The organism is bacterium (assembly GCA_014360495.1).
Lineage (GTDB): Bacteria > Armatimonadota > JACIXR01 > JACIXR01 > JACIXR01 > JACIXR01.
On the sequence record JACIXR010000001.1, the window covers coordinates 329,760 to 355,413 of the forward strand.

Below are 25,654 nucleotides of genomic sequence, written 5' to 3' on the forward strand. Positions count from 1 at the left end.
ACCTCCCTTTTATGAACTCTCTCCGAATTCTAATTTTAGCAAATTTTAAAACAAAAACAAATTTGGGTAGATAACCCAAATTGATATTGCGAGGAGCCAATAGACACCGCTACTTCTTTTGTATTTCATAAAATATTAAATTAATGCTTCAACTTCGCACCGCCACGCACGCAGCGGACGAGGTTCTTTATGCGAACTACATCTCCCTGAGGTCCTTTCCCAAATGGATAAGCGGATGGGTCGCCTTTCTTTGGGTCGCTCCTCTGACATCCCGCTCCATGGACATCTAAAAGCTCATAGCTATTTAAAAAGGGATTCCACATCCAGCCCAGTCCCCTCCCAAAAGCTATATATACCGCGCTTCCACCTGAACCAACTCTCATATGGGTCGTGCTCGTCCAATAATAGGGGTAATCTACTTCCCCTCTTTCATTGATTATCTTCGTGCATTCAAAGAAGGGTTCAATTGCTGGAGAATTGGTCGTATCGGGAGAGCGGGTGTAGTCAACTATGCTTTGTAGCTCCTTGGCATTCGGGAGACGCCAATCATCGTAGCCGGCTAACTTCAAATTCTCCGCATAGGAAAGGGCTTCCTCCCATGTCATCCCTCTACCGCTATCCTTTTTCTGCCACATCAAACCCGTCGCTAAGTCCGTAACTGTCCCGTCTCCATTGTCAATAAAGCGATTCTTTCCGTATTTGGGGTTTCCTCTCACATAACGGACGAAGAATTTCATCTTCTTTGGATAGCATTTTATTCTCCCATCGGCGAAGTTGACGCCGAATACCCCCTCCTCTCCCCACATAATCCTCCCAACATATGTTGTGCTACTCACATATTGAGCGTCTATTATCCGCTCACCCTTGCTTGGGTCACCATAACGAAAGACGAAATATCTCGTATCTAAGAATGGCTTCAATTGGAAGGTATCTTTGGTAAGAGGGTTGGGGTCGGTTCCGGAGAAGAGAATGAGGGAATAGAGTTCCTTTATAGAGGGAAGCCTCCAATCTTTGTAACCTCCCGTTCGGCATTCCTTTGCTCCTTTAACCGCCTCTTCATAGGTTTTCTTCTCCCCTGGGTCTTTCTGCCACATTAGACCAGTGACGAGGTCGGTTATCGTGCCATCGCTGTTGTCCTTGTAGCGAGGTTGATTGCCGATGTATTGAGCATCTTGACCAAAAAATGGCTCGCCTTTCTTTGGGCAATAAATCTCAAACCATTCGTTGAAGCATTTATCCTGCGCGGTATCAACGATTGGATATGTTAGAGAAGAGCTTTTGGATGAAAGGGGAAAGGATGTGAAGAGGAAAAAGGAGACACAGAAACTGAGAGCGAATCGGGATAGAAATTTGTTCATGATTAATTTAAGTATATTTAACGAATAACAACTTGCCAAACTTGAAGGTATGCTTAACATTCTTAACTCATTTGCCTTTGCCTATTAAGATAATATCAGGAGGCGAGAATATGCGTTTGTTTTTCCTGCTATTGGTCTGCGGATTGCTTCTTTCTGCCGATTTCTATCGTTTGCCAATAGCCCCTCAACCACCCCAAATTGACGGCTATGTGGAGGAGAAAGAATGGCAATCCGCTGTTAAATTTGACGGCTTCTCCTACAACGGCATCCTTGAGCCGAGAAGAGTTATCGGCTATATAACCGCGACTGAGGATAAAATCTTCTGTGCCGTTCTCTCCGAACTGCCCAAGAAGGGCAAAATCCTCTCCGAAATCAAGGGGAATATAGAGAAAATCGTTTTTGATGACGCGGTTGAAGTTTGGATTGACCCAAATCCCGAAGAGGGAAACGGCGTAGTATATCAGATGCTCTGCAATTCCTTGGGCTATGTCTATTATCTCGCCCATCCCAAGGGAGAAGTTCCCACTCAGGCTTATTATGGGTGGAAGGGGAATTTCAAAATCGCCAATGGCTTTCATAATGGATTCTGGCACTGCGAGATTGAGATTCCCATTGATAGCATCGCAAAAACCAGGAAGGCAAGTGAAGGAATTTGGGCGATTAATCTCTGCCGGGATTTCAAACAGCCCTGGGCTTGGTCTTGTTTAGGAAACGATTGCTATAACCCCCAAAAGGATATCATCTTCATATTCAACAAAGATGACTGTATTATCGCAAAATTCAACCACAACTCTGAGCCAATTTGGGGGGAAATCAATTGTTCGTTGGATATCCAAAATCCAACCCAGAACTCGCTTGCTTTACGGGCTAAGATTTCTTTGAAGAGGGACTCTCAAGAGGATGTGAAGGAGGAAGTGATTAGCTTGGCTCCGGGAGATAAGAATAGCATTGCAATCACCGTAAAAGATACATCTTCCGAGAAGTTTCGCCTAAGCGTCCTCGTTTCCTCTCCCGATGAGAAGAAAATCTACTACTCAAGAAGCTATCAATGGCAAAGGGCGAAAAGCGAGGAGAAGTGGACGACTGTTGCGGAGAAAGCGAAGCCCCCCATAGATTTCCTCTTTGCCTATTATCCCTATCTTAATAAGATGAGAATCCTCGCCGATATAACTGCTCTTCCGCAGGAAGCAAAATTGAAAGCATTGAGATTCCAAATCAAAGAAGATAAGCCAAACGGCAAAACTGTTAAAGAGATAAGTATGAACGCTGAGGAATTCAAGGACGGGAAATGCGAGAAGACCTTTGACCTTCCACCTCTTTCCGGGAAATACATAATATCAGCCAAAGCTGATGGAGAGGACATTCCCTCAGGCGAGATAGCGAAGGGATTTGAGAGGAAGGTTTTCCCCGAGTGGGAGCACAAGAATTTCGGCAAGAGCAGGAAGGTTTATCCACCCTTCACTCCGATAAAAGTAGATGGGCGAAAGATTTTCACTGTTATGAAGGAATATGAAATCAATGATTGGGGACTTTTATCCTCTGTTAAGACAGAGGACCAGGAATGGAGGATAAAGAAAGAACTCTTGGCTTCCCCAATGACCTATAGGGCTGTCATAGAGGGGAGGGAATTCTCTCCCGCCAAAAGAGAATTTGCCTTCAAGGAAAAGGCGGAGGATAGAGTAGTGATGACATCAACCTTTACACTTGGGGATTTGAAGGCAGAGGCAACATCCACCCTGGATTACGATGGAACTTTGAGGGTTGATTTAACCCTCTTTCCCACTAAGAGCAGGATAGATTCCCTCATCTTGGAGATTCCCTTAAGGGACGATTTGGCTAAGCTGATGCACGCTATGGCGGATGGCATAAGGGATGTTATCTTGAGCGATTATGTTCCAGAGGGGCAGGGCGTTGTTTGGGATGCAACTAAATTGATGAGTTCCAGCTTCCCTCCCAACTTCTGCACTTACATTTTCCTTGGCAATCCCACGAGGGGAATCTGCTGGTTTGCTGAAAACGATAGAGGCTGGAGTTGGGACATCCAAAAGCCGAACCTCCAGCTGGTAAGGGATGGGAATGTTCTGAAACTGCAGGTGAATTTGGTGAACAAGCCGATAGTCATTGAGAAGCCGAGAACCATAACATTTGGGATATTGGCTGCTCCCGTGAAGCCGAGGCTTGCAGGCTGGCGCTATAGATGGTTCAAGGAGAAGTTCCATCTTTTAGGCACGGATATAAACTGGTTTGCCTTGGGGGATTGTGGCTCTGTGTATCCCGCGGGAAAGGATATGTATCTCTGGCAGAAGTTAGCCGAGGGAAACAAGAGGGAGCTATCAGAGCAAGAGATTGAGGAAGTAATTCAGAGAGGGAAGAAATATTTTGAACCCTATGGCAGGGTGGATGCCTTCGCTGCTCATGTTCGCTACAACTTGAGGGCACATTGTGGGGCGACAATGGTCTTCTACTACAATCGTTCCTCCTACCCAGCTTGCGAGGAATTTCAAACCTTTATGGATGAGTGGTGCCTAAACGATTACAATCCCCATCGTGGGGAGGATGCAATTTACGAAATTCAAATCGTTCCTTCCGAATCCTACATAGACTATGCTCTATATTGGTTCGGCAAGTCATTTGAGATAGCTAATAACAAGGGAGTTTATCATGATAACTATTTCTTCATTCCCAGTTTCAACAGGATGATGACGGGAGCATACGAGAAGGAAGATGGAACCATTATGCCCTCCACTGGCGTTTGGCAATTGAGGGAATTGCAGAAGCGGATATTTACATTTATGAACGAGAGGGGAATGGAGCCCATAGTGATGGTTCATAATACGAGCACACAAATCCTTCCCCTTTACTCCTTCGCCACGGTTCAATACGATTGGGAGTGGCATTATTCTGAGGGCGATGTGCAGAATAGGTTTCCAAGAAAATACATCCTCCTTGTATCCACGGGAGAATTAGCTGGTACTTGGCCAGTCCTTTTGAGCGACCACGGTCCACAGGATAGCGACCCCTGGATTCAGAAAACATACATAGCAGTTACACTTGTCCATGACCTCCTGGGTCCAGTCGCGGTATGGGTGCCTGAGTTAGGCAAGCTTTGGCAGACTTACAGGGAGCCCTTCTTGAAGCTGGCGGAAGAGAAAGGGATGGTTGCTTATAGGTATTGGGATGAGAAGCCACAGCCAATCTATGCAGATAACCCCGATTTGCCGGGCATAGTTTATTCCCTCCCGGGCAAGGAAGCTCTCTATGCGATAACCTCCTATTCATCTAAGGATGAGGAAGCCGTCGTTCATATAAAGCCGGCTGTCCTTGGATTCAAAAATTATAGGGTCATAGATATAGATACAGGAGAGGAACTGGAGGTGGAAAATGATACGGTGAGGTTCAGCTTGAAGAAGCACGATTTGAAGGTCTTCCGCATTTTGCCAGCTGGTTAGGGGATATGAGGATAGCGAAATTGTTGATTTTAAGCCTCTTTGTTTCCCCTCTTTTCTCGGATATCCTTCCCGAGGGGTGGGAGAAATTCGTTATCTATTACAACGATTTTGAAAAAGATGGGAAAGCGAGAATTAATCCTTTGAAGATTGAGGAGATTTTCTCTACCGATTCCTTGGCAAACGGTCTATTGGGGAAGGGATATTTGTGCGCAGAGGGGAAGGGTTTAACATTGCGTTCCTTTCAACTCTCTCCCCATAGGTCGCTCACGATATCAATTTGGTGGGCTCTAAAGAAGGAGCACAAGCCGGGTGCAGGCTTCGTTATTTTTTCCTTAAATGGGAAGGGGTTTATCTCCTGCTTCGTGAGGGGAGGTGGTGGCGACCCCTGGTGCGCTCTAACGAAACCAGCGGGCGTCTTTCAGGTTTACTATTTCCCTGGAATTCAAAACATAAACGGCATATATGATTTTGATATTATGAGGACACTTGATTTGAGAGGCGGGGTTTGGCATAACACCATAGTTTCCTTCTCGTGCGGAAGGGAAGTGAAAGTTTATCAGGATGGCAGGAGAGTGGGGCGATGGATTTTGACACGTTGTTTAAGGGAGGACGATGGGATAAATTCCCTTACACTTGCCCCGTATGGGGAGGCTATGTTCTTTGACGAGGTTTTGATTATACGGGGAGTTTTGAGAGAAGATGAAGTGAAGAATTACTATTTGAAGCTCAAAGGATTGAAGGATATATTTGGTGATTGGAGCAATTTGGGTAAATGACTTAATAATTTAACATAGTCAAGCAATACGGGAAGGCTCTTGGGTGTGCTTCAAATGTTATGGAAATATACAATTGATTTGTCATTTCTTAAAATTATGTGTATTATTTAAATAACGGCTGTAGAAAGTAGGTTGCTTCCCTAAAGGGAAGCTAAAAGGTGCATAAAGCACCTGCCTGCCGAGGCCAAGCGCGTTGAATCTGGACCCCAAAAGGTCCCCGCTTAACCTCGGCGGGGACCTTTAATTTTGTAAAGGAGGTTTAAGATATGGCTAACATAACGAGAGAGAAGAAGGAACAGATAATAGAAGAGCTTTATAATCTCTGGCTTAACTGCCCGGGAGTTATCTTTACTACCTTTATGGGCATTGATGCCAATAGTATGTCGGAGCTTAGGAGAAGAGTCAGGGAGATGGGAGGAAGGATAAAGGTTGCCAAGCATACCCTAATAAGGCTTACCGCAAGGAGATTGTTTGGCGAGGATTTTGAGCTCGATTCTCTCTTCCAGAACTCCCCTACAGCGCTTGTCTTCCTTCCCCCTGACTTCCCCACTTTCTTACAGGGATTCAATCGTTTAACGAGGGAATTTGAGCAAGTGAAGATAAAGGGGAGTATTATTGAGGGGCATAAGTTCAATGCAGAGCAGACCATTGCCCTTGCTAACCTTCCCTCTCGTGAGGTCCTTCTCGCCCAAGTCACAGCTGCCATTGCCTCTCCCATTACCTCTCTCGTTTATACTTTGCAAACCATACTTGCCCGCCTTGTGTGGGCATTAGAAGCGATAATAAAAGCAAAAGGAGGTGAATAAAATTGACGAAGGAGGAAATAATTGAGGCGATAAAGAAGATGAGCGTTTTGGAGCTCAACGAGCTTGTGAAGGCGCTGCAGGAAGAGTTCGGTGTCAGTGCCATTCCCGCAGTCGCAGCTGCCCCCGCTGCTGCTCCCGCAGGAACTGCCGTTGCTGAGGCTCCTCCTGAGGAGGAAGAGAAGACCACCTTTGATGTAATCCTGAAAGAAGTTGGTGAGAAGAAGATTCAGGTCATCAAGGTGGTGAGAGAGCTTACGAATCTCGGGCTTAAGGAAGCCAAGGACCTCGTTGAATCTGCTCCCTCTAAGGTGAAAGAAGGGGTCTCAAAGCAGGAAGCCGAGGAAGCGAAGAAGAAGCTGGAGGAGCAGGGCGCCGTTGTAGAGATAGTTTAAATTCCTCAGTGGGGAGGGCTATCAGCCCTCCCCACTTCCCACAATTAAATGAAAATTAAAATAGAACGCCTCCCTTACGCAAAGGATATCCCTCTTCCCTCTTACATCACCCCTCATTCCTCCGGAATGGACCTGCGTTCCGCTGTTGATTGTGTTTTACAAAAAGGCGAGATAAAGATAGTCCCCTGTGGATTTAAAATAGCAATCCCACCTGGCTATGAAGGGCAGATAAGGGCGCGGAGTGGTTTATCAGCGAGGGGGATAATCGTCCCCAATGCGCCAGGAACAATAGATGCTGATTATAGGGGAGAGGTTAAAGTTATTCTCGCTAATATAGGAAGGGAAGATTTTCAGATAAGGAGAGGGGATAGAATAGCCCAGCTTGTGATTGCCCCTGTAATTCGGGTGGAATTAGAAGAGGGAATGCTTGATGAGACGGAGAGGGGAGAGGGTGGATTTGGACACAGTGGCTTGGCATAAAGGCAAACACCCCATTCCTAAATTTCCCCTTAATAGATTATAGGAATTCTCTCCCCAAAATATCTCATTAAAATTTAAGACTGACTGATAAATTTATCTCGTATAAAATTTTAGGAAAATTACGAGGGAGGTTAGGAAAGATGAAGAAAGCGTTGCATCTTTTAGTTTTGCTTTTGGCTTTGCCTTTTCGCAAGAAGAGGTTATGATAGGAGTGGAGGAGATACCGGAAATCGCCGTGGCGATTGAGGTGGAAGCGGAGAAGGAGAAACCCGCTAAGGTCGACGAGGTCCCCTTGGAAAAAATAGAGAAAATGGTCAATCTCCGCTGCGTTCCAGAGGTTCTCAAGCGTCTTCCCGGAACGGAAACTTATTATGGACCTGGTCTCGGCGCATCTATGCCCGTCGTTAGGGGAAACGATTCCAAATGGACGCAGGTTCTCCTCGAGGGAGCCATTCTTTCTCCCATCGGTAGACCATTTATGCTGAATATGATGCCCCTAACCGCGATAGAGAGCATTGAGGTAATTAAGGGACCTGCTCCTCCCCAATATCCAGGCTCAACTATAGGTGGATTGGTCCTCCTAAAGATGAAGAGCGGAGATAAATATCCCGGTTCGGGAGCGAAGTTAACCCTTGGCTCATATGATAGGCAGACATATGAGCTGTGGAGCGGTGGAGGAAGCGAGGAAAAAAACTATTTCTTTGCTCTAAACAAGGAATTCTATACCGGATGGGAACCCCATCAGAAAAAGAACTTCACCGAAGCGTCTTTAAAGCTGAATTTCTCGCCTGGGGAGAAATCCAAGCTCGCAATAGTGGGGACATCTCTAACGGGCATCCTTTGGGGATTGAAGCAGAAGGGTCCCAATCCCGCTAAGAAGTGGCTTCCCGAGTGGACGATAGACCATAGGGCGCTTGCCTCAATCACTTACAGCAAACAAGTTAGCGAGAAATCAGATTATTTCCTGAGGTTTGTCCCCTTCTCATTTTCAGGCGAGCAGAAGATACAAACTTACCCCGATGGACCTGCCCTTATGCCTTGGCGATATGCTCTATGGAAAGCAGAGTATCAATATAACCTTCGCCCCACTTCCAATTCAGTCTGGGTGTTTGGTCTAGGCTACCAGAAAGATACTTTAAGGTCTCCCGGGCAAATTACCTATAAAGACATTATCAACACATACGGAGGTAGCATCCCTGCTTCCCTTTGGAAGAAGCATGACCTCACCTATAATTGGGCTTTCGTTCAGAATACCTTTACCCCCTCTGAGGGAAGGGCTTATACTTTCGCTCTTCGCTACGACAATGCCGACCCTGGCAAGACGATATATTCTCCCTTCCTCAGCGCCCACTTCTCGCTTAACCCAACAAGCAGGATGAGGTTAGCTATAACAAAAAATAGGAGATTCGCTGACCTCCACGAGCTTTATGGAGAGGGGGTATTCAAGGGTAATACAGACCTTAGACCGGAAACGGGATGGACATACCAGCTCGATTGGGAAAAAAGAATAGCGAATTCCTCCAAGCTTGACCTCACTATTTATCACACCAAGCTTGATAATGTGATAGGTGCCGACGCAAGCACGAATAACCAATATATGAATATTGGCAGGGCGAGGTTAAGGGGCATTGAACTGCGATATGAAAAGGAGATGCCCAGCGGGCTTTGGTGGGCGAGCTATACTTATCTTGATGCGAAGGACCTCGTGAACAATAGGGACTTGGTGATTATTTTCCGAACTGCCTCTCCTAAAAATATGTTTAAAACGGGGTTCAGCTGGAAGGGCAATAACGGGATGAGCTACGATTTAGAGCTATTAGCCTATGGACCGAGGAAGACCGATGTTGATAAGCCCACAGAAGTTAAACAGGACCCTTGGAAAGGCGTAGTGATTCCAACGCAGGTCGGTGGCTATGCTATAGTCAATTTCAAGATAAAGAAAAGCGTGGGGAAGGATGGAGAGCTTGCTTTCTCCGTTGAGAATCTGTTTGACAAGGAATACCAAGACCTTCTCTTCTATCCAGCTCCCGGCAGATGGATAAACTTAAGCTACAGCAAGAAATTCTAAAGCCTCATCTGGTGATAAAGCCGTGAGGCGTTTTCGTTTCCGCCCAGCTCCTTATCGTGAAGGAGCGAAGGAAGGATATCAGCCAGTGAAAAGAGAAAAGGAAGAAAGCGGGAAGATAAAGGATATCCTTTAGCTCTTTCTGGCGAATCGCTCTGTAAACAAAAAATGTATACATCGCTATTAAAGAGATGAGCCAGAGATAAACGGAGGGAAACCAGAATGTTATTCCCAAGCCGAGTTTTTGGAAGGGGTAATAAAGGGCGGTGATAAGGGCGCAGAGATACCAGGGAAAGTAAAAGAAGGGAGAGAGCATATATATAATATCAAAGAGGGGGAAGGGTTGAAACATTCGTTTTCTCAAAATTTTGAAGTGTCCTTTAATCCACCGAGCTCGCTGGATTATCAGGGATGACCAATAAGGAGGCTTCTCATCGTAGCATTCAACATCAGGTGCATATACGACCTTAATCCCTCTTTGAGTTAACTTACAGTAAAGGTCGAAGTCCTCTATCAGCTCGTTTTCCCATCCGCCAACTTCCTCCAAAATTTTCCTTCTTATGACCACCCCTGTCCCTCCTATTGTGCAGGAAAGCCCGAGCGCCATCCTCCCTTCCCAGAAGGGCATGCCGAAGAGGTCGTACTCTAATTGCTGACATTTCGTTAAGAGGTTGAAATTAGCGTTCTTCGTCAGCAACCTCGCTTGGATAGCTTGGATTTTCTCGTTGGAGAAATAGCCGATGATTCTTTGAAGGAAGTGAGGTGGGACCCTGTTATCAGCATCCATTTGGACGATTATCTCTCCCTTGCAATGCTTTAATCCCTCATTTAAAGCGAGCGCCTTCCCTGCTTCTTTTGTCTTTAGCTCTATGACCTTTAGGCGTTCATCTTTAAATAAACTTGCGACCTCAAAAGTTCTATCTGAGCAATTATGGCAGATGACGACTAATTGAAATTTTGTATAAGTTTGTTTAAGAAAATCGCTCAAAATATCTGAGATGACTCGTTCTTCGTTGTGGGCGGGGATGAGGATTGAGATGAGCGGGGAGTAGGAGGGTGAATTTTTGTTTGTTGCTCTTTTATAAGCAAGGCTGGAAAGCAGGATGAAGAGCCAGGTGAAGGAGATGGCGAGCATAAAGATTGTGGCGGGAATAGTTAGGAAGGACAGGTCCATGGTCTATCAAGCGGGGAGCGGCGGAGCAGAGGGAAGGAAACCCAGGGAGAAGGTGAGGACTAATAGGACGAAGAGTGCACAGATGATGACGAGGAGGAAGAAGAGGAAATCTTTGGTTTTCTCTATCCCCAGGAGGGAGAGGAAAGTAGTGGAGTTTCCTCTTTCATATTTAAAAATTAGGGCGGTGAAGAGGAAAATAAGGAGGATAAGCGAAAGTAGAAGTAGGGGGTAAAGTATTAGGGGTGGATAGGGAAGCAAAAAATAAATAAAATTTCGCTTCGCTATTTTTTCCATATTTCCAAAAATAATAATATGGATGAGGTAAATGGTCAAACTTTTATTTGGTTTTAAGAAGGGATTGATTTATATGGATTAAGGGTTATTACCTTCTAAAGAGCTCTTAGGGATGAAAAAATCTCCTGTATTGGCAATCTCACAAACAAATAATCAATAAATAAGGGAGTAGAAGAGGCAAAGGAAGCTTTCGGCGTTTCCAAATGGAGCTTCTTCTTTGGGGTTTATAGTCAAGCAATATGGGAAATCTCCTAAGGTGTCTCAAATGTTATGGAATTATACAAATTCGTGGAATTGCGAAGGGTTCTTGGTATAATATTTTTAATGTTCAAAAAAGCGATATTATTGGGTATCCCTCTTTCCGTTCTCGTCTGCCTGGTGGTTTCCTTCGCCGAGCTCGTCGTGAGCAGGGGTGGCAGTATGGAAGGGGTTCTCCTCGGCGGCTCTCACCTTCCCGCTGGCGCCATTGCCTTCCTCCTCCTTCTCCTCGCTTTCAACGCAATCTGGAGAAAATTAAGAAACAGGATCCTCCTATCCAGCCGCGAACTTTTGATAATTTATGTTATGCTTATTGTCGCTGCCCTGCTTTCCTCATTTGGTTTGGGTGAGCAACTCATCCCTAATCTCGCAGGCGTGAATTACTTCGCTACCCCGGAGAATAAATGGAGGGAGCTTTTCTTCTCCCATATCCCTCGCTGGCTCGTCCCCTGGGACCCAAATGGACCGGAAAAGCAGAAGATTGTGAGGGATTTTTACGAAGGGCTTCATTATGGAGAACCAATCCCCTGGAAAGCTTGGCTTATCCCCCTCATATCCTGGAGCGTCTTCGCACTACTCCTCTTATCTGCCATGTTCTTTATGGCTAAGCTCATAAGAAAGCAATGGATAGAAGTGGAACGTCTAACTTTCCCCTTGCTTCAACTCCCATTGGAAATGTGCAGGGAAGAGACATCAAGAAGTTTTTTTAAGAACAAGCTGATGTGGATTGGCTTTTCTCTCCCCTTCATATACCATTCCATAAACGGTCTTCACAAGTTTATGCCCTACATCCCGGAACTCCCGGTAATCTATAATCTAAATCAGCATTTCCAAACCCGCCCTTGGTCGGATTTATTCGTGATTTATCTCGTCGTTTCCTTCTCGGTAGTAGCGATTGGTTTCCTTCTGCCCTCCGATATTTCCTTCAGCTTCTGGTTTTTCTTTCTATTCTTCCGCACGCAGGAACTTTTCGCCTCAATGTTCGGGGCAACCTTGGACAATATGCCCGTCTATCCTGCTCGCTTCTTCGTAGGTTATCAATCAACGGGAGCCTGCGTCGTGGTTGCAATTTATATGATTTATTTGATGAAAAGACAGATAAAGTCAGCCTTTCGCAATTCCCCTCAATATGTCATTGGGCTTTTGGTTTCTATTTTACTTATGATTATCTGGATGTGGCTGGCGGGAATGAATGTTCTGGTTGCGGGAGCCGTTATAATCTCCTTCCTCGTTTTCATAGTCCTCGTATTATCTCGTTGTGTCTCGGAAGTGGGATTATTGATGATTCAGGGTTTATTCCGCCCCATAGATATCATCGCCCTCACTATGCCTCGTGCCTCACTCGGAGCTGGCAATCTCGCTATTATGTCTCTAATGGATGGAGCTTTTATGAGAGATGTGCGAGGAATTTTGCTTCCCACCTTTATGGATGGATTCAAGATAAGCGATGTAACTCAAACAGAAGAAAAGAACTTCCACATTGCCTTTTTAGTCGGCATTCCCATTGTGATGGCAACAGTCTTGCCTCTACAACTCTGGATTATCTATAGACACGGCGGAGTAACCCTCAATAACTGGTTTCTTCTCTCCAATCCCCAGCTTTATTTCCAGCAAAGCGCTTCAATCCTCTCGGCGGGCTCTCCTACCTACGATGTTCGTGCCCCAATTTTCTTCGTAATCGGTGGATTCTTCGCCCTTTTCCTCTATATGATGAGGACGAGATACTGGTGGTGGCCCTTTCATCCATTGGGTTACGCAATGGGAGCAACTTGGCCAGTAATTGTTTATTGGTTCCCCCTTTTCATAGGCTGGTTCATAAAAGTATTCGTCAACAAATATGGAGGATTGAAACTTTTTGTTCAGGCAAGACCTTTCTTCTTGGGGATGATATTGGGAGAGTTCGCAACTGCTCTTTTATGGGCATCAATCTGCTCCCTTGTGGGCGTTCCCGCTCCTTACATTCCCCTCTGCTAATCCACACGAAAAACGCAGCGCTTTATCGCAACTCTCCTATATGTATAGGTTAGATGAATGTAGCCATCCCTGGTTTGGAGGAGGCAGGGATAAGAGAATTCTCCTTCCTCGCTTTCAACATCAATTAAAATCTCCCAGTTTTCTCCGTCTTCTGAATATGCAAGGGTAAGGGGTGTTCTTTTGGTCGCGGAATTATTGAAGGCGAGAAGTATCCCGCCATCCTTTAGGGAGATTGCGTCTATGCCGCTATTGGGATTTGGGAGAGCGATTGGCTTGGGGGAACTCCAATTTCTTCCCCAGTCCTCTGAGCGGGACATCCAAATGTTTTGCCCCTCCGAACCACATCGCATATAGGCGAGAAGCACACCCGCGGAGAGCTCAATTACAGCTGGTTGGATAATCCCCACTTGTGCAACGAGCTTATGGGTGGGAAACCAGCTTTTCCCTTTATCTTCTGATATGAGGAAAAAGGATGTCCAATCCCGCTCATCATACATTGGCAGGATTATATCCCCATTTGAGAGTATTATGGGTTTATTTCGGGTCATCCAGCCAAGCTCTTCCTGAAGGATTATCGGTTGCTCCCAGCTCTTTCCTCCATCAAAAGAGAGTTGATATTTCACCTTGCAGGTATCCCATCCTTTCCCGAACATCGTTACGAAAAAGAGCCAAAGAGTATTTTGCTCGTCAAGGAAGAGGACGGGATTCCCCTCCGGGAGGTTAGGCGTATCGGCTATTACCCTTGCTTGCGACCAGTTATCCTTTTGTTCATCAAATTGGCTTGCGAGGATGGCACTATCGGAGCTTCCCTCATATGCACCCGCATAGAAAGCGCAGAGGAGATTGCCATTGGGAAGCTCCGCAAGAGTTGAGGCGTGGCAGGAGGGAAACCTCCCGTTAGCCTGAAAAGGAAAATCTTCTTTAAGGAGAGAGATTTTCATTTTTAGTTGAGAACCCGTTATTTTTAAGGAAATTGGCGGGCTCCCTTCGGGAGCCCGCCATTCCTTCTTATCTCCAGAAGGGAGAGGAGAAGGTCTCGTAATAGATTGACGCCATTACCTCCTTAGACGATGTCCAAGAAAGCCATATCTTATCCATATATGGACCAGGTAGATAATTCCCATACGCCGATAGCTGGCTCTCGTTTGTGATGTTATCTATCGGCACCATCCTCTCCGGATTGAGAACAGTCTCCTCCTCCAGAAGAGGCACAACCTGCTGATTATTGAAGAGAAGCGTTATCGTCCTCCCCTCATCCTCAGGAGCGAAGTAAATTATCCCTGTTAAGGGGTCCATAGGATACCACTCATAGGCGCCTCCCGCCACCTTAACCCAAATCGTCCCCTTTGCATCCATAAATGCGGTTGAACCGTATGCACTCTGAGGAGGAATAAGCGAGAGAGCCCTCACCCTTATCGCTTTGTGGAAGAGAGTGACCTGTCCTTGTGCTAAGGGAGAATGACTTCTCCGCCAGAAGAGATGGATTCTATCCCTGTTTAGGTATGTCGTTTGAGGACTACGGGGGTCTCTTTGACCTTGCCAACCGGGGTCTCCAACGGGTGGATGAAGCTTATTTATGGAGCTCTCAACGACAGCGAACGGCTGAGCGTCGGTTAGAGGGGAGTTTGTGAGACAGAGAACGCGAGGACTGTATTCAGCAATTACATCTCCAGAGAAGGGCTGCTGGAATGTTATTACGCCGGCGACGGTATCCATCCAAATCTTTCCGAGCTGAGCATCATCAACATACCATTTCTGCTTATCGGTATCCCATCGCCAACCCGTTATCTCTCTTCCATTTGCCCAAATGCGAGGTGCTAAATTGGGGTCATCTCTTGTTGTGAGCCAGTAGATATGCTTTGACCAATAAATCGTTCCTGTCTCGTTCCTCTGAAGAACTTCGCTATAAACTCTCGGGAAAGCAAGCATCTGCCCAGATAAGGTGAGAGAACCTGTATTAGCATTATAGTTCAAGGGATAGCGAGAGAGGAGAATCTCCATATTCCCTCTTGTGTTTAGGAAGCCAGCATAGATGAGCTCCAAAACTGGAGTTGGTTGACCGTTAACATTCATAATTCGCCAGAGAGGGAAGGGGTCCTTTGCGTATGATACCTCAGCGGGAAGGCTAACTCTCCTATCCCTCTGCCAGGAGTTAATATCCATTGCGTTGGGATTGCTGTTGTAGAAGATTTGCCAGCTGCCTTTACTACCTGAGAACCAGAGGAGAAGCGCCCAAGGGGTTGAAGTTGGAGTATAATTAGCGGGTATTATCGTGAGGCGAGGTGAATTCTTATAGCCAGCGTCGGCGCCAATCTGATATGGAGTGATGCCATCGGGCGAATAGAAGATTCTGCCATCCCAGACTTGGCTGTTTTGGCGGAAAGCCCATCCTCGCCAGAAGAGATGCAATCCGGTCGCATCGCTGAACCACGAAGGCTCAGTATGCTTGATGTAAATGGGTGGGTCTGTGTTGGGGTCGCCAGTGGGATTGCCGATAGGGGGGAAGAGCAGTGTGTTGTCGGAGCTCGCAACAACTGTGGCTGGGTTAGTATCCCAATTGGGGCGGTTATTCTGCAAATCATCGTATATGTGGATATCGGGCCATTCAGCTGACGGAACCGATGGAATCGCGTTTACAACCGGCGTTGCGATTAGCTTGGTCATCAATAGGCTCCAAGTATTGAGGTTTGCATCATCTCTGCGGGAAAGGGCGAGGTAAACATCGCCAAGACCGGTTTGCGTGGTCATCCGTGCTATTGCTGGCCATTGAAGGACTTGTGCCAATAGGTCAGGTTTGTGGAAGGCAACGATGGCTTCAGAAACCTCTACCTTCAAGACGGGATTGCTCATTGCCTCGGGCTCAATAGATGTCCCAGTATAAGGGTCTCTCTGTAGCACGAGGTCGTTGTTCAAATCCTCGTAGATGTGAAGAGTGGAGGAGTAAACGCCGACAGGCTGAGCAGTGGGAACGAAGGCAAGGGTGGTTGTGAATTGAGCGGAAGTGGGTTGAGAGGAATCGGGAGGAGCTTTTCTGATCATTCCGGGGCTTCCCGCTGTGCTGTAGATTGCGGGGAATTGATTGTAATCTACATTCGTGAGAATTAAAGTACGGGAGAGGAAGACGGAGGGGTCGGTGCTATCGCTTATCATATGCTCCCTATCGGCTCTTAGATAGAGGAGATTGATATTTCCCGTATTGCGAACAGTGAAGGTTTTAGTGGGAAGGGGAGTTGCAGCACTGGGGAAAGTTCCGTGAGGAAGCTTGCCGAAATCTATCACCGATTCATCAACTGTTAGGCTTGGGGTTGGAGGAACGACGACTCTCAGGACTAGATTCCTATAAGCTTCTTCTTGGAAGTTTACGGGTGTTCCTGAGTTGGGGTCCCACACATAGGGAGCTCCCCAATATGGGCTTGAGAAGCTGCAGACGCCTGTGTTCCTTTGACCGCGGTAATTATCCCAGAAAATTCTCAACATAAATGTTCTATCTATAAGACTGGCGTTTTCTTGATGGTCTCGGTTCCATGTGCGGTAGCCAAGGGGTGGGTTGGGATTGGGGACCCAAAATCCGTTTTGGGCGTCCCAGACATAGCCGTCAGCGGGAGGTTGATAAATCGGTATATGGACATAGATATCAATATCACGATATTGCCCAGCGGGAATGCTGATATCGCCCTGCGTGAGGTCAACTCCGTCTCCCGTTACCGCTCTCACCCTGCTTCCCGGGATATCCGGATAATCTGCGTCCGTCTCATCGGGAAGGGAATGTGGAATAATCGTTATATTCCCATTCATCCTCTTTATATCGGGCGATTCAACACGGATATGATTTAGCTCTATCTTGGAATCATTGTAGATGCGAACGGTGATGCGCGCGGATGTTTGATTATGCTGGACATCGCCGAAATCGCAGAAGAAGGCTGGTATCCAGTGGCTCGGATTAGCCATATCAGGATTCTGTGTATTATAAACCCAGTTGCCATTTCCGGATGGCAATTCGGAATTAACTGCTGGTGTTGTTCCTACAATTTCCACCCTTATAGGATTATTTATTATGAAGTGAGACCTTTGCCCCATAGCATTTTGAGAGTATATCAACATCCTGTTAGCGGCATTCCCTCCAATTGTAATTCTCGCTGTGGCTGACCAGAGAAATTCAAGCCTTGCTCTCCATCCTGTCCCTTCAGCGCCGAGCGGAGTTCCATAGGGGAAGAAAGGCGCCGCTGTGGGGGTATTACTCCTCGGTCTCAAATGTATATGCCCTGTTGCTCGCTTATAGCCGGGATGGTCTGGGTCGTCCTCTATGGTAAGCTGGTGAACAGCATTGAAGTAGCCAGCGGGGAGGCTATTTTGAAGGGAAAATTCAACGCCAGTTGTATCAGATGGAAGATAGATGACCTTCAAGAAAACCCTGTCTCCCCATTCATAGCGCTGATTAAGCAAATTCACCGTCTCGGTAGAGTTATCCACCTTATAAGCGGTTAAGGGGGAGGTGGGCAAAGGATTGAAGTTGGAATCCGTAATATATAGGGTCGGGCTTATTGGCATCATTACGACCTCAACCGCAGTCTGATTGCTCGGTATATCCCATAGATAGGCAGTGTTATAAATCCAAGTCCCTATTTGAGTTCCTGGAATGACCCTCACAGTTAAGGTAAGATAGAGGAATTGCCCTGGTTCTAAAACGGGGAGATACCAGAGAAGCGCATTGCCAGCAGTAGATACGGGGAGAGGTGTAACGCTTACATAGGTTGTGTGGGGGTCAATTGGGTCATAGACCCAAAGGTCGTAAAGGGGAATTGAGCCTTGATTGCCAACCACGATTGTATAAGTTATCGTCCCATTAGGCAAAACTTGGTTTCTATCGGCATATTTTTCTATAAGGGGAGCATAACCGCCAATCGTTGTTAATATGGCATATAGATAGTTATCTTTGGAACCAACATATACCGTCATATCTGAGCCTAGCGCTGGGGAGGAAATTACCTCGTTTTGAGGAGCGGTGAATGACCATTGCTGTGCTCCGCTCTGCACCCAATAGGCGTTGACTTTGTTGTCCTTCGTCCCCACATAGATTAAACCATTAGCACCTATCGCGGGTGAGGAGATTATCGGCGTTCCCGCTGAGACAGTTGCTTGCCAAAGGAGAGTCCCGTCGCTCTTTATCGCATACAGATTTCCGTTGTCGGCACCCACTATTATTATGCGGTCATCAGGAGAAGGAGGATTTTGGGGAGTTGACGAAGGATACCAAACTGCGGGCGAAGAATTTATAGGGCTTCCTATGGGATAAGCCCAATTCTGCGACCCATCTGGATTAAGCTCGTAGATATTTCCGTCCCGGGAAGCAACATAGATGAAGTAAGTTGCTGGGTCGGGAGCTTGGGAAGGATTGAGGACGCTTGGCCAGAAGATGGCGGGAGTTGTCGTGATTGGCAGAGGAGGAGTCTGAGCTGCACCTTGAGTAGCGAATATCCATTTCAGCGTCCCATCGGGATTGATGGCGTGGAGATTTCCATCGCCTGCTCCTATCAAAATCGTTCCATCGGGGGCGACAGCGGGAGATGGAAGTATCTCGGCATCTGGAGGGACCGCTACGCCGGTTGAATATTGCCAAGCGAGGCTACCATTTGGATAGAAGGCATAAACATTGCCGTTATCAGCTGAGACAACGACTACCCCCTTACCGAAAACTGGCGAAGACCATTGCACGGGAGCACCCAAGCTGTATTGCCAAGATAAAGTAGGAGGTTGAGGATTCATTGGGGTATAATTATCCTTCAAGCAGTAGAAGTTTCCATTTGAATCGCCGAAGTAAATGTTCCCTTGGTCGTCAACTGCGGGGCTGGAGACTATTTGAGAGGGGTTATTGGGGTCAGCTATCCATCTCCATCTCAAATTGCCATTCCAATCTAAAGAATAGAGATAGCCATCGTTTGAGCCAACATAAATGACATCCACCCAGGCGGTATATGTTTCTCCCGTCTCTTCATCGGTTGCCTCTATCTGCTGCCTTCTAATCGCTGGGGAGGAATTTACCTGTCCACCGGTTTGGTAAGACCATTTGAGGCTGGCGGAATCGGAGCCCTGATACCTGCTCCTTCCCGTCCTTGTTCCCTCGTAATGGAACATTGGCCAGACATCGCCAGGATTGATAATGCTTATCACCGCTTTAACGCTATCAACCTTCGTTGCATTATCTATATCTCGTGCATTCAAAATCACTTCATAAATTCCTGTTTGAACCCCGGTGGGGACACTGACCTGAAGGGTGTAATTCGCAGAACCTCCCCTTGGGATAGGAAACATAGGAGTCCAAGGCAAAGTATTGCCATCAAGGCTTACAATCCACCCAGTTGGCGCAGTGGCGGTGAATTGGAAGAAATCAAATGAAGGCCCCGGGAATTGAGGAATATCTTCGTTTTGCAAAACGATGTTGAATTGAAGAACTGCGCCTCCCTCAGCTCCTACAGTTTTGCTACCACCTTCCCCTGTTCCGAGCAATCCATAGATATTATCCCCATTGTCATCAATTATAAGGTCTGCATGGACTATTCCCGGAACATAGACCTGAGCGGTTATGCTATCTACCTTATAACTTTTTTGAGGGTCGGTTGATATAGCATCCAGGATGACATTGTAAACTCCTGCCGGTGTCCCCGCGGGAACGGAGACCTCTAGTGTATAATTAGCCGAACTTCCCGCAGGAACGGTTGGTGTTGTCCAAGGGAGTGTATGTGAATTTGCTCCGTCATTCAGTGTTATAGTCCAGCCAGGTGGAGCAGAGGCTAACGATATCTGGAAAGCTTCGTCCGTAGTATCCTCGTTCTGCAAAGTTATGGCGAAGGCAGCGGTTGTGCCCGGGTCAGCTTGTTTATTAGCCGTCCCTCCTGCTCCGGAACCGGCTGCCCCGTAAACATCTTCCCCATTACCCTCTATTATCAAATCAACACGGGGAACAACGATATTTGCCTTCACGCTATCAACTTTTATATCTGGTAGCCTCTGTGATTGGGCATCTATTATTATGCTCGTTGTTCCACCTTTCGCATCAGCGGGAATATCAACTTGCAGTGTATAAGTAGCTGAGCCATTGCCGGGTATTTGAGGTGTAGTATAGGGAGAGCTATTGCCGTCCAATCTCGCTGACCATCCGCTTGGCGTATTCCAAGTGATTTGGAATGTATCGGGCTCGTTATCCTCGTTTTGCAGTGTTATCTGGAACTGAAGGGAAGTCCCTGGCGCACCCTCCTTCGTTGCCTCACCGCCCGCTCCCGTTCCCAGCGCTCCATAAACATCCTCGCCGTTATTTTCAATCAGTAGGTCGCATTTAGCGGTTATGACATTTATTGTCGCTGTCACGCTATCGCCGTGTTGGGTGTCGTGAACAGGCTCTAATGAATTGGCAAGCAATTTGACACTATAAGTGCCAGCGGTTGCCGATGTCGGCACAAAGACTTTCAATGTATAGTCTGCTGAGCCGTTCGCGGGAATGGTTGGCGTAGTCCAGGTGCCAGTAGGAGGATAAAGCTGATGGTCTGTTCCATCATTTATATAGACTTGCCAATCAGTGCTGGGCGGGAAGCCGGAAAGTGAGAATTGGAAGTTCGCATCGGTTGATGACTCATTTTGCAGAGTTATGTTGAAAGAGACATAAACTCCCGGCGAGCCATTCCTCTGTGAAGAGCCTCCCTGCCCTCCACCACTGGGGTCATATATGTTATCTCCATCGTTGTCTATCACAAGGTCGGTTTGTATGTTTGTGACTTGGAAAGTTATTTTTATGCTATCTACTTTCTCCGTATTAGTTAGAGATTGGCAATCCATTATAACTTCATAGCTACCAACTGAGGCATCATTTGGAACTTCCACTTGTATGTAGTAATTTGCCGAGCCACCTGCGGGAACTTGAGGGGTGGGCTGCCAAGGGGAATCATTCCCCTCAACCGTAATATCCCAACCCTGGGGAGTGTTCCAGGAAATGCGGAAGGAATCAGCATTTGCATCCTCATTTTGCAGGACAAGACCGAGGGAAATCCTATCGCCCGGAGCGACCATCCTCGTTATGCTTCCACCGGCTCCTGAACCAAGAGAACCATAAATGTTATCCCCATCGCCTTCTATGATTAAATCCAAATGTGGCGCAACCGTGATATCCACCCGCACGCTATCCACTTTATCTGGTCTATTGATATTCTGCGATTGAGCGTCAATGATTATGCTCGTGGTTCCTTGCGAGGCGGTTAATGGTATACTAACCTCCAAAGTATAAGTTGCCGAACCATTTGGCGGGATAAACTCCGTTGAGAATGGTGAACTGTTTCCATTTATTGTAACAGTCCAGTCAGTTGGGGTATTCCAGCTGAGAGTGAACCTATCCCCCATAAAGTCCTCGTTTTGCAGAAGGATTGTGAACTGCAGCATGGAACCTGGACCAGCCTCCGCGCTTGCTTGTCCACCTGCTCCTGAACCAAGTGAACCATAGACATTGTCTCCGTCATTATTTATTATCAAATCCACATGATATTGTTGGGCTAATCCAGGTAAACTACAGAAGGCAATGAATAGGAATAATAAGATGTATTTTCTCATCATCACATCACCCCTCCTTTGAGGGTATCTATGAAGATTGGTTGGCGAAGCCGATAATATCTGCGAATAGCTTCAAATCCCGCTGTGCGCTGCTTCTCCTGCGGCTCAGCCATTTCAACCAGAGCCCAACGCATTGTGCGGTCTTCCCTGACCATTATCACCTCGCTTGCCGAGGGATGGGCAAGGGCGATTACATATTCTCCCGTCGCCAGCATCTTAGCATCTGTGGGGAGGAAGAAGCGTTCATCTATCGGAACGAAGCTCGTATGCCTCTGAGCTGGTGCCGTCAGCAGCCAATCTCCGGCGAGATAGCACCAGCGAAGCTCAAGGGGAGTATCGGGTGGAATGGGAGGTGAAGCGGGGTCAAATACAGCGTTTGGCAAAGCTAACTTGAAGACCCCAACAATGGGAGGAAGAGGTTCCTGCCCAGCTGGAGTTATCGGTATTAAAGTCCCAGTGACAAGGAGCTCTTCAGTCCCTATAAAAGGATGATAAGCTATTGTTAGAGAATTTATGGCGGAAAACTTGTAGAGTTTATTGGGCAAACTGGGAGTGGTTGGAAGGAGATTGAATGTGTCCTGGACTTTCGTGAAGGAGTAGACTATACCCATTGAGGAGGGATATGGCTCATTTTCGTAGGCTCTATTGAGCATAACGATTGAAGCTCCGGGCTCCTCCTTCACTATCTTATGCACTTGGCTAACCGGGTCGAACTCCACCTGTAGGGCGTGATTTGATAAGACAGCCCAAGCTCGCCAAATTGCTCCCGCCTGAGGATGGTTGGGGTCCTGTATAGTCTCTATTGGATATAGCTTCGTGAACCTGTATTTCTTTCCCTCCCTCTGCGTCCTCGTTGCCCAGACAATTGAGCGGTTTATCCACTGTCTGCTATTGGCATCCCATTCCTCTAATAGATTAATAATGCGGAAGTTATCGGGGTCAGCAACGAGGGTGAAGTAGCGAGTTATCGTTGTGTTAAGTGTCGTTATTACATATGTCCAGCGGTAGGCGTCGGAGACCAGCCCGAACTTACTGCTCTCCCAAGGCGCGAGCATATTATAGCTATCCTGGAAATTAGCCCATCCGAAATCCGCCACTTCCCAATCTACCCTTCCTCCTCTGCCCGTTATTATCAAGCGATTGTTCCCGCTATCACCTATGAGGAAGGAATTGGCTCCCAGCTGCCTTATGAACTGAGGGAAACTGAGAGGCTGTTTAGTTTCAATTCCCTGCTGGGTCGTCCAGACAACGGAATCAAGCGACCAATGGAGCTCACCGCTTGCCCTTCCCGCGGAATCAACCTTCCCGAAATCAACCTCCGTCTCAGCCACGCCTTTCCCATCCGCCACGAGGAAGAGGGGTTGTTGAAGGGCGAGGATGGCATTGTAGAAGGTTAAAAGAAGAACCCTGTTCGCCCCGCTGATGTTTGTGATAGTCCCTATCTGCTGGGAGGCGAGAATCCCTCCTGGGAAGGGTTTTTGAACATAAATAACGGGTGGGTTGGGCGGAGGAATTTGCAGTGCTTCCTCATCAAAGGCAAAGGAGTTGATTGTCTCATAGGTACTGCCATCCGCTATATCAGTCACGGGAATTCTGACTCCTATCCTCCCTATCCTTGAATCTGCTTGGAGGGCGTAGAGCTTGCTTGCCCCTCCAACATAAAGGGCTTCGCTGAAGAGAGTGGGAGCTGAATTATTAGTAAGAGGGGTAGCCCCATCCAGGTCCACTTTTCTCCACCAAACGAGATTGGAGGGAACGACGAAGCAGTTCGGCGAACCCGCATATCCATTCACCCATCCTCCTCCCGCCTGTATCGGATAGGTATCGCTTATCAGCCAATATTCGCTTATCCTGTTTCTATTTATATCGCTGTATTCTATTTTCAATAGGTAAGCCGTTCCCGTATCCTGGGCAATCATTGCTATATTGCTGTTGAAGAAGAGTTCACCTGTGCGGGCGTTGAAATCATAGCGAGGTGGGAAGGGAGTTGGAGGCAAGGCTATATTAATCCCGAGCCTGGTTGCGATTTGCTGAGCTCCGGAGTCCGTTATATCAACATATCTTGCGAAGGGGAGCGAGCCCTCCAATATCTGGTTATGAATCCGAGCTCGGAAAGTTGGATGGAGCGAGAAGGCGAAGACTGCATCGGGAACAGCCACATATACGAGGTCGTGTTCATAGGAAACGGCAGGGCTGAACTGTGATGGTAGAGGATTGCGTCCCGTGTTGTAGCGCCAGGAGGGGAAGGTTGAGCGCCAATATGTTGAGTAAACCCACCCTTCGCTCGTCGTGAATATAACCTGATTGTCGGGAGTGAAGATTATGGAGGAATTTGGGATTCCCTGCGTCAACATTTGTCCTCTTGACTCAAACTGTCCAGTTTGCCTATTCCAAACGAGATATTGGATGCTTCCCTGGTCCGATGGGCTCCTTGTCCCAACCACAATCCTTTCTTTATTGGGGTCCTCCGCAGCTGCTACGGTCACCGCAGTTGTTATTGATGTTACATTTGCAAGCTGTAAGGGAACACCTATATTGTTTCCCGTGCTTGGGTCCAGGCAATAAATCTCGGCACCGGCGGGAACGAATAGCAATCCTCTTGCCAGCGCGGGCGAGCCAGAAATAGGACTTGCAAGCGCCCTTGTCCAGATTGGCGTGGGATTATAGGGATTTGCTGGATAAAGAGGGAGGCAAAAGAGGCGATTTCCCATGGGCACTATGGCAACTTCTATCGTCTGCGCCCCATCCCAAATTGTTGTAATAAGGGGAGACTTTGGACCCACCATGGCGGGGATATTCGTTGAATATTGCCACAGCAAATCATAAGGAAGGATGGGATTGAAATTATTCTGCACTCCATCATCGTAATTGCCATCGTTATCAATATCCCTATATGGGTCAGCGTCAAAGGCATAAACGACTCCACCATCGGAAACCGCCACAACTATCCCATTCCAAATCACGGGAGAATAGACGGTAAAGTTATCCTGAGCGAACTCCCATTTCGCATCAAGGGGAGGATTTATCTCCTCATAGGAAATAGCGCCTCGCCTATTGTCCTTTCTAAATGAAGACCAGTTATTTGCCAATAGTATCATATTCCATACGAACTTTATGTCCTCTGAATGGGCATTCTGGATGTTCTCCCCCGCATAGGGACCGCTGTTCTGCCCTGAGGATGTTGACCTTCCACCGCAGGGGTCGTTTATATCGCATCCCGTATCGCCGGAGGTCGCGATTATCAATCCCGCACCAAACTGCCCCGCCGCAATATACGGCTTATCCATTCTTCCGCTCGCGTAATTCAGAACGACTGGCTGAAGGGTGCCAGGGTCATAAACGGAGATATAGTAATTACCCACATTCTTATCCCCCAAATGAGAGATTTCGTCATAAGTTAATTGGAAAGGATAGCTGAGCAAGGGATGATAGGGGTCAACGACGACAGCGGTTCCAGCTGGTCCATCGTTGGCGAACTGCAGAGGAGTGATGAAGTTATTATCCGCAATGCGGAAGCCGGAGCAATCATCTATCCATAGGCGTCCGCCAGAATCAACGAACCTCCTCAGCTTCTCCAAATCCTGCGGGGTGAAAGTCGTGAAGCGGTGGTTCGTTATGAAGACGAGGTCGAATTGGAGAAGGTCCTCAACGCTAACCTCTGATAACAGAACTTCCCAATAGCAAGCCATATTCTTTGTCACCGGCTGACCAACATAGTAGGGATTCAATGGGTCCCTTCTATCTCTATAATTCCATCTATAGGCTATCTCGGGGGAAACAGTCTTTGGAGCGAGAGGATTGATAAGCTCCCAGCCATAGGGCTTCAAATCCTCCCTTTGGTCCAAAACATAGAAAACATAGGGGTCGCTATTCTCAGGCGGGCTATTGGGGTCGTTGGGATTGTATTTAGCGGAATCAACGAGGAGATTACATACCTTGAATACCCTTTTTGTCGCGGAGTAAGTGAATTGCCCAGCTATTGCGGGAAGTAGAAAAGCGATAAGAGAAATAAGGATTGCTATTTTACGCATATTTC

13 protein-coding genes are annotated in these 25,654 nt (G+C 47.1%); 7 read left to right on the forward strand and 6 right to left on the reverse strand.

Annotated elements, in window-relative coordinates; genetic code table 11:
- Positions 1-140 precede the first annotated feature (140 nt).
- Complete coding sequence (locus H5T88_01400; GenBank protein MBC7328995.1) at positions 141-1,358, reverse strand: DUF1566 domain-containing protein; 1,218 nt, start codon at positions 1,356-1,358, stop codon at positions 141-143.
- 110 nt (positions 1,359-1,468) lie between these two features.
- Between H5T88_01400 and H5T88_01405 the strand changes: the two genes are divergently transcribed.
- From H5T88_01405 to H5T88_01430, 6 genes are all read left to right on the forward strand, one after another.
- The gene (locus H5T88_01405; protein ID MBC7328996.1) at positions 1,469-4,807 is read left to right on the forward strand and encodes a hypothetical protein; all 3,339 of its coding nucleotides are present in this window, start codon (positions 1,469-1,471) and stop codon (positions 4,805-4,807) included.
- A gap of 5 nt (positions 4,808-4,812) precedes the next feature.
- Positions 4,813-5,583, forward strand: a complete 771-nt coding sequence (locus H5T88_01410; protein ID MBC7328997.1) for a hypothetical protein — start codon at positions 4,813-4,815, stop codon at positions 5,581-5,583.
- 266 nt (positions 5,584-5,849) lie between these two features.
- Positions 5,850-6,389: a 50S ribosomal protein L10 gene (locus H5T88_01415; GenBank protein ID MBC7328998.1), complete on the forward strand. Its 540-nt coding sequence runs from the start codon at positions 5,850-5,852 to the stop codon at positions 6,387-6,389.
- 2 nt (positions 6,390-6,391) lie between these two features.
- The gene (rplL, locus tag H5T88_01420; protein MBC7328999.1) at positions 6,392-6,781 is read left to right on the forward strand and encodes a 50S ribosomal protein L7/L12; all 390 of its coding nucleotides are present in this window, start codon (positions 6,392-6,394) and stop codon (positions 6,779-6,781) included.
- Positions 6,782-6,829: 48 nt separating this feature from the next.
- Entirely contained in the window at positions 6,830-7,261 is a 432-nt protein-coding gene (gene dut, locus H5T88_01425) for a dUTP diphosphatase (protein ID MBC7329000.1), read from the forward strand.
- Positions 7,262-7,463: 202 nt separating this feature from the next.
- On the forward strand, positions 7,464-9,329 hold the full coding sequence (locus H5T88_01430) for a TonB-dependent receptor (GenBank protein ID MBC7329001.1): 1,866 nt from the start codon (positions 7,464-7,466) through the stop codon (positions 9,327-9,329).
- 4 nt (positions 9,330-9,333) lie between these two features.
- On the opposite strand, the gene H5T88_01435 is transcribed toward H5T88_01430, so the two are convergent.
- Complete coding sequence (locus tag H5T88_01435; GenBank protein ID MBC7329002.1) at positions 9,334-10,500, reverse strand: glycosyltransferase family 2 protein; 1,167 nt, start codon at positions 10,498-10,500, stop codon at positions 9,334-9,336.
- 6 nt (positions 10,501-10,506) lie between these two features.
- Entirely contained in the window at positions 10,507-10,794 is a 288-nt protein-coding gene (locus H5T88_01440) for a hypothetical protein (protein ID MBC7329003.1), read from the reverse strand.
- A 324-nt stretch (positions 10,795-11,118) separates the two neighbouring features.
- Between H5T88_01440 and H5T88_01445 the strand changes: the two genes are divergently transcribed.
- Positions 11,119-13,026, forward strand: a complete 1,908-nt coding sequence (locus tag H5T88_01445; GenBank protein MBC7329004.1) for a hypothetical protein — start codon at positions 11,119-11,121, stop codon at positions 13,024-13,026.
- Here H5T88_01445 and H5T88_01450 read toward each other — a convergent pair.
- The 3 genes from H5T88_01450 to H5T88_01460 form a co-directional block, all read right to left on the reverse strand.
- Positions 13,023-13,967 (reverse strand): exo-alpha-sialidase, encoded by a 945-nt coding sequence (locus H5T88_01450; GenBank protein ID MBC7329005.1) that lies wholly within the window; start codon positions 13,965-13,967, stop codon positions 13,023-13,025. The two genes, H5T88_01445 and H5T88_01450, sit on opposite strands and share 4 nt — an antisense overlap.
- Positions 13,968-14,034: 67 nt before the next feature.
- The gene (locus tag H5T88_01455) at positions 14,035-21,621 is read right to left on the reverse strand and encodes a PQQ-binding-like beta-propeller repeat protein (GenBank protein MBC7329006.1); all 7,587 of its coding nucleotides are present in this window, start codon (positions 21,619-21,621) and stop codon (positions 14,035-14,037) included.
- Positions 21,621-25,649, reverse strand: coding sequence for a PQQ-binding-like beta-propeller repeat protein (locus H5T88_01460; GenBank protein ID MBC7329007.1), 4,029 nt, complete (start codon positions 25,647-25,649; stop codon positions 21,621-21,623). The genes H5T88_01455 and H5T88_01460 overlap by 1 nt, the downstream gene beginning before the upstream one ends.
- Between the last annotated feature and the right edge of the window lie 5 nt (positions 25,650-25,654).

Excerpts from the sequence above, each read along its gene's own strand:
- H5T88_01435 (MBC7329002.1), bottom strand. The coding sequence starts at position 10,500 with ATGGACCTGTCCTTCCTAACTATTCCCGCCACAATCTTTATGCTCGCC.
- H5T88_01440 (MBC7329003.1), bottom strand. The coding sequence starts at position 10,794 with ATGGAAAAAATAGCGAAGCGAAATTTTATTTATTTTTTGCTTCCCTAT.
- H5T88_01460 (MBC7329007.1), bottom strand. The coding sequence starts at position 25,649 with ATGCGTAAAATAGCAATCCTTATTTCTCTTATCGCTTTTCTACTTCCC.
- dut (MBC7329000.1), top strand. The coding sequence starts at position 6,830 with ATGAAAATTAAAATAGAACGCCTCCCTTACGCAAAGGATATCCCTCTT.
- H5T88_01415 (MBC7328998.1), top strand. The coding sequence starts at position 5,850 with ATGGCTAACATAACGAGAGAGAAGAAGGAACAGATAATAGAAGAGCTT.
- H5T88_01430 (MBC7329001.1), top strand. The coding sequence starts at position 7,464 with ATGATAGGAGTGGAGGAGATACCGGAAATCGCCGTGGCGATTGAGGTG.
- H5T88_01410 (MBC7328997.1), top strand. The coding sequence starts at position 4,813 with ATGAGGATAGCGAAATTGTTGATTTTAAGCCTCTTTGTTTCCCCTCTT.
- H5T88_01450 (MBC7329005.1), bottom strand. The coding sequence starts at position 13,967 with ATGAAAATCTCTCTCCTTAAAGAAGATTTTCCTTTTCAGGCTAACGGG.
- H5T88_01455 (MBC7329006.1), bottom strand. The coding sequence starts at position 21,621 with ATGATGAGAAAATACATCTTATTATTCCTATTCATTGCCTTCTGTAGT.
- H5T88_01445 (MBC7329004.1), top strand. The coding sequence starts at position 11,119 with ATGTTCAAAAAAGCGATATTATTGGGTATCCCTCTTTCCGTTCTCGTC.
- H5T88_01405 (MBC7328996.1), top strand. The coding sequence starts at position 1,469 with ATGCGTTTGTTTTTCCTGCTATTGGTCTGCGGATTGCTTCTTTCTGCC.
- H5T88_01400 (MBC7328995.1), bottom strand. The coding sequence starts at position 1,358 with ATGAACAAATTTCTATCCCGATTCGCTCTCAGTTTCTGTGTCTCCTTT.